The organism is Methanobacterium petrolearium, from assembly GCF_017873625.1.
Classification (GTDB): Archaea; Methanobacteriota; Methanobacteria; order Methanobacteriales; family Methanobacteriaceae; genus Methanobacterium; species Methanobacterium petrolearium.
Map to the genome: position 1 here is coordinate 1 of NZ_JAGGKL010000023.1, position 3,358 is coordinate 3,358.

Consider the following 3,358-nt stretch of genomic DNA (forward strand, 5'->3'; position numbering starts at 1 on the left):
ACACTTGTAAAATCCTTATTTATAGTTGGCTTTCTCTTCATATAAGTAAATATAAAACCTGCATTATATAAAATTTTCTATGTCGTTAACTATAATCAAAATAAATATGGTTAGGGAACTTATTACTTAATGGTGAAACACTGTAGGTATTGGTGCAATTATTGGAGCTCCTATTGCATTAGCCGGAGGAATGATTTTTTCAGCGGGTTTTAATACAGTTGTAACACAAGTAGTATATGGAAGAACTTGGATTCCTCCCAATACTCCCATTAATAACACTTTATAGAACTCTGTTCGCTTGTAGTACAATTGGTTAGTTATGATATCAATGGGCAGCGAACAATGTTATCAGTGATAAAATTGTTTATTTCATTTATTTAAGCCGCATGAGTCTCCCATGTCATTTATTGGTGATATATATGGATAATGGCATAAATAGTATAAAATGGATGTCAATAGTTGTCGGGATTCTGATAACGGTTTTATTTTCATGGAGTTTTTTAGTGTCTGAATCTCCTTTGGATCTATTATATCTTTCTATAGGATTACTGGCTATTATTTGGGGATTCCATATTGAAAATGGAAAATTTAATGAAACAACCACTTATTTTGCGGCTATGTTTTGTGTTAATGCGTTCCAATGGCTTATACTGATTTATGTCTTGTTCATCAGCAGGGTTTATGTAACCAATGATCTTTTTACCTTGATTATAGCCCCAGTGATAACCATATTTTTAAGTTACCAAATTCGTAGAAGTGACTTGAAATACATTGGAAATCGCCAAAAGACAAATAAAGATGTGATACTGGTCGATAAGACCAAAGCGATGTTAACGGATAAACTAAAATTCCTATTGATTTTTTCTGGGATTATGATTATGTTCATTTGTCTAGCAAGTTTTTTCCTATCTAGATCTCCCTCAGCACTATTTTGTAGTTCTATTGGGATGATGATGGTTGTATATGGATATTATCGTGAAGATAAAAAAGTGAATATAACAGTTAACTATTTCCTGGCTATGTTTTCTCTTTTATTATTTCAATGGTTAATTTTGGACTATGTAACCTTTATTTATCCAGCTTATGTGTCAAGTGATTTTTTTAAAGCTTATGCAGTGAATGATGGTACATTTCTTTTCACATTTGCATTTATATTTACAATGTTGTTTTATATCCAAATTCGTGAAAGTGGAGTCAAGGTAATTAAAATAAACTGGCAGGGAATATTTATTGGTGATAAAAAAATATTCTAGGCAATGTTTATGCAGATATCCAAACTATTGAATACTGAATCATGCCCAACTAGGACTTCACCTACCAGTATAGCACTATTCCCCTGGATGTTATGGGGTCCGTGGCACGGAATATGCCATATACCAGCTTATGCCTTCGGACTGGGACAGATCTAAGGTTATTCATATAATAACAGTTACACTGTCCTGAAAACTGTCACAGTAATGGAATTTTTATCAAACAGTATTCATTTATTCAGTAACCACTGTTTCTAAAGTGGTGTCAATTACAACATCAAAGGGTATCTTTTTAGTCCAACCCACCCTTTTGAAGATGTCCATGAAACAAACCCCGATTACTTTTGGTTTTTCATCACCGGAAATCGCGTCCAACATGTTCACAACATCTTCCGGTGCACATCCAAATTTAGGCATGGCAAGACCACCCATAACCACCACCACTTCCGGGTTTTGAGGATCAGCTTTTTGATCTACAACACTAAAACCAATGTTTGGTTGTTCTTTTATCATTTTTGCCTGATCTATGTCAGATTTAGGCACGTATATCATTTCTAAATCTTTATCCCGAATGGAATATGCGAGTAATTCTATAAATGGTGTGCATACCGCTACTGATCCTGTAAAAACTACAGTTGAACCATTTTCAATTTCTTTCACATTTTCTCTGAAGGCCCCTGTGAAACCTACAATACCACTTTTCTTTTCCATTTTCCATCACCTTTAACCACAATTTCAGATTAATGCTATCTAATTATATTTGATAACTTTGATAACATAAAGAATTTCATAAGATGGGGTGACAATTTTTTCAACAAAAGAACAAATTTTAAGGATAATGATTAACTTTTCAATGTGATTAGAGTTATCTCACACCGGGACCCAAGTCGCATGGGAGGCCCCCATGTACCAGTACCTTGAGATACGTAAAGTTTTGTTCCTTTATACTCATATAATCCAGTCATATAGGGGAACATCAATTTAACCAGCACATTGAATGGTATCATCTGGCCATTATGAGTGTGACCGGAAAGTTGTAAGTCAATTCCAGCCTCATTGGCATCTTCCAACTCCCCGGGGAGATGGTAAAGAAGAATTGATGGTTTATCCTCGTCGATTTTAAGCTGGGAAAGGATTTTTTTCAAATGACCCCTCCCAAAAGAGTACTCCACACCGATAACTTGTATTCCCTTGAATTCAACCAATTCATTTTGGAGTATTTTCAGTTTTGTGGATCCCAGGACCCTGAAAACCTCATCCAGTCCCTCATAAGTCTCATGATTACCTGTGACAAAGAAAACTGGTGTGTTGAAGCGGTTGATGGCTTTGAATGTATGTTTATGCAGTCGAGCGCTGCCATCAACCATGTCTCCTGTTATAAAAACCACATCCGGATTAAGTTTATTGGTTTTGGTGACAATTCTCTCCATGTACCCTGAGTTTCTCACCGAACCAATGTGGATGTCACTGAGGTGGACCACCCTCAAATCATCCTTTAAACCTTTTAATGGTATTTCGATTTCCTTAATCTTCAATAAATAGCTGTTATAAATGGCATATGAGCTGATAATAATTGTTAATATTGCAATTGTGATTCCTGCAGTTTCACGAGGCAGTGTGATGAAAAAGGATAACACTAAATAGGTTATAAGGAAAAATAGTAGATAAAATGATATTCCCATCCATGCAGAAGCCACGGTGTAGAATATACGGGTTATATTGTTGGACACCGTCCTTTCAATGATGTTACTAACTGGATAGGACAATGCAGCAATTAACATGAGAATGTAAAACCCATTATCCATTGGAAAACCGAGTAAAAAGGACATTCCAAAGAAAACATAGTAGTTAAGGACCAAAAAACCCACGAAAAACAGGGATACAAACATTAAATAATGGATAATCGTTCTCATCTTACCGCCAAAGAATTCCGTTATCACCATGTATTGGTGTCGTGAATTAAAAGTATTGGATGTCGTGAATTAATTATAATTTGATTAAAAATATAATTTCATTATAGAGATTTTCTTTTTACTTTGTTTTTTTATTTTTGGTTTGGTATTTTTTTATTTTTTTTATTTTTTGGTTGTTTTTCTGGGTTTTTAACC

General features: G+C 34.6%; 5 protein-coding genes. 2 read left to right on the top strand and 3 right to left on the bottom strand.

Going from position 1 to position 3,358, the window contains the following annotated elements:
• Positions 1-126: 126 nt before the first annotated feature.
• A complete protein-coding gene (locus J2743_RS11965) occupies positions 127-270 on the bottom strand; it encodes a hypothetical protein (RefSeq protein ID WP_209627518.1) in 144 nt (47 codons plus the stop codon).
• Positions 271-419: 149 nt separating this feature from the next.
• Here J2743_RS11965 and J2743_RS11970 point away from each other — a divergent pair, with 149 nt between their 5' ends.
• Together J2743_RS11970 and J2743_RS11975 are read left to right on the top strand one after the other, a co-directional pair.
• Positions 420-1,253 carry a hypothetical protein gene (locus tag J2743_RS11970; RefSeq protein WP_209627520.1) on the top strand — a complete coding sequence of 278 codons (834 nt, stop codon included), beginning with the start codon at positions 420-422 and terminating at the stop codon, positions 1,251-1,253.
• A 9-nt stretch (positions 1,254-1,262) separates the two neighbouring features.
• Positions 1,263-1,409 (top strand): hypothetical protein, encoded by a 147-nt coding sequence (locus J2743_RS11975; RefSeq protein WP_209627522.1) that lies wholly within the window; start codon positions 1,263-1,265, stop codon positions 1,407-1,409.
• 75 nt (positions 1,410-1,484) lie between these two features.
• Here the strand turns inward: J2743_RS11975 and J2743_RS11980 are convergent, their stop codons facing one another.
• Complete coding sequence (locus J2743_RS11980) at positions 1,485-1,961, bottom strand: DUF2124 family protein (protein ID WP_209627524.1); 477 nt, start codon at positions 1,959-1,961, stop codon at positions 1,485-1,487.
• 131 nt (positions 1,962-2,092) lie between these two features.
• The gene (locus tag J2743_RS11985) at positions 2,093-3,163 is read right to left on the bottom strand and encodes a metallophosphoesterase (RefSeq protein WP_209627526.1); all 1,071 of its coding nucleotides are present in this window, start codon (positions 3,161-3,163) and stop codon (positions 2,093-2,095) included.
• Positions 3,164-3,358 lie beyond the last annotated feature (195 nt).

What these genes read in the sequence shown, in the direction of transcription:
- J2743_RS11965 (WP_209627518.1), bottom strand. Translation starts at nt 270, where the DNA reads ATGGGAGTATTGGGAGGAATCCAAGTTCTTCCATATACTACTTGTGTT.
- J2743_RS11970 (WP_209627520.1), top strand. Translation starts at nt 420, where the DNA reads ATGGATAATGGCATAAATAGTATAAAATGGATGTCAATAGTTGTCGGG.
- J2743_RS11975 (WP_209627522.1), top strand. Translation starts at nt 1,263, where the DNA reads ATGCAGATATCCAAACTATTGAATACTGAATCATGCCCAACTAGGACT.
- J2743_RS11980 (WP_209627524.1), bottom strand. Translation starts at nt 1,961, where the DNA reads ATGGAAAAGAAAAGTGGTATTGTAGGTTTCACAGGGGCCTTCAGAGAA.
- J2743_RS11985 (WP_209627526.1), bottom strand. Translation starts at nt 3,163, where the DNA reads ATGAGAACGATTATCCATTATTTAATGTTTGTATCCCTGTTTTTCGTG.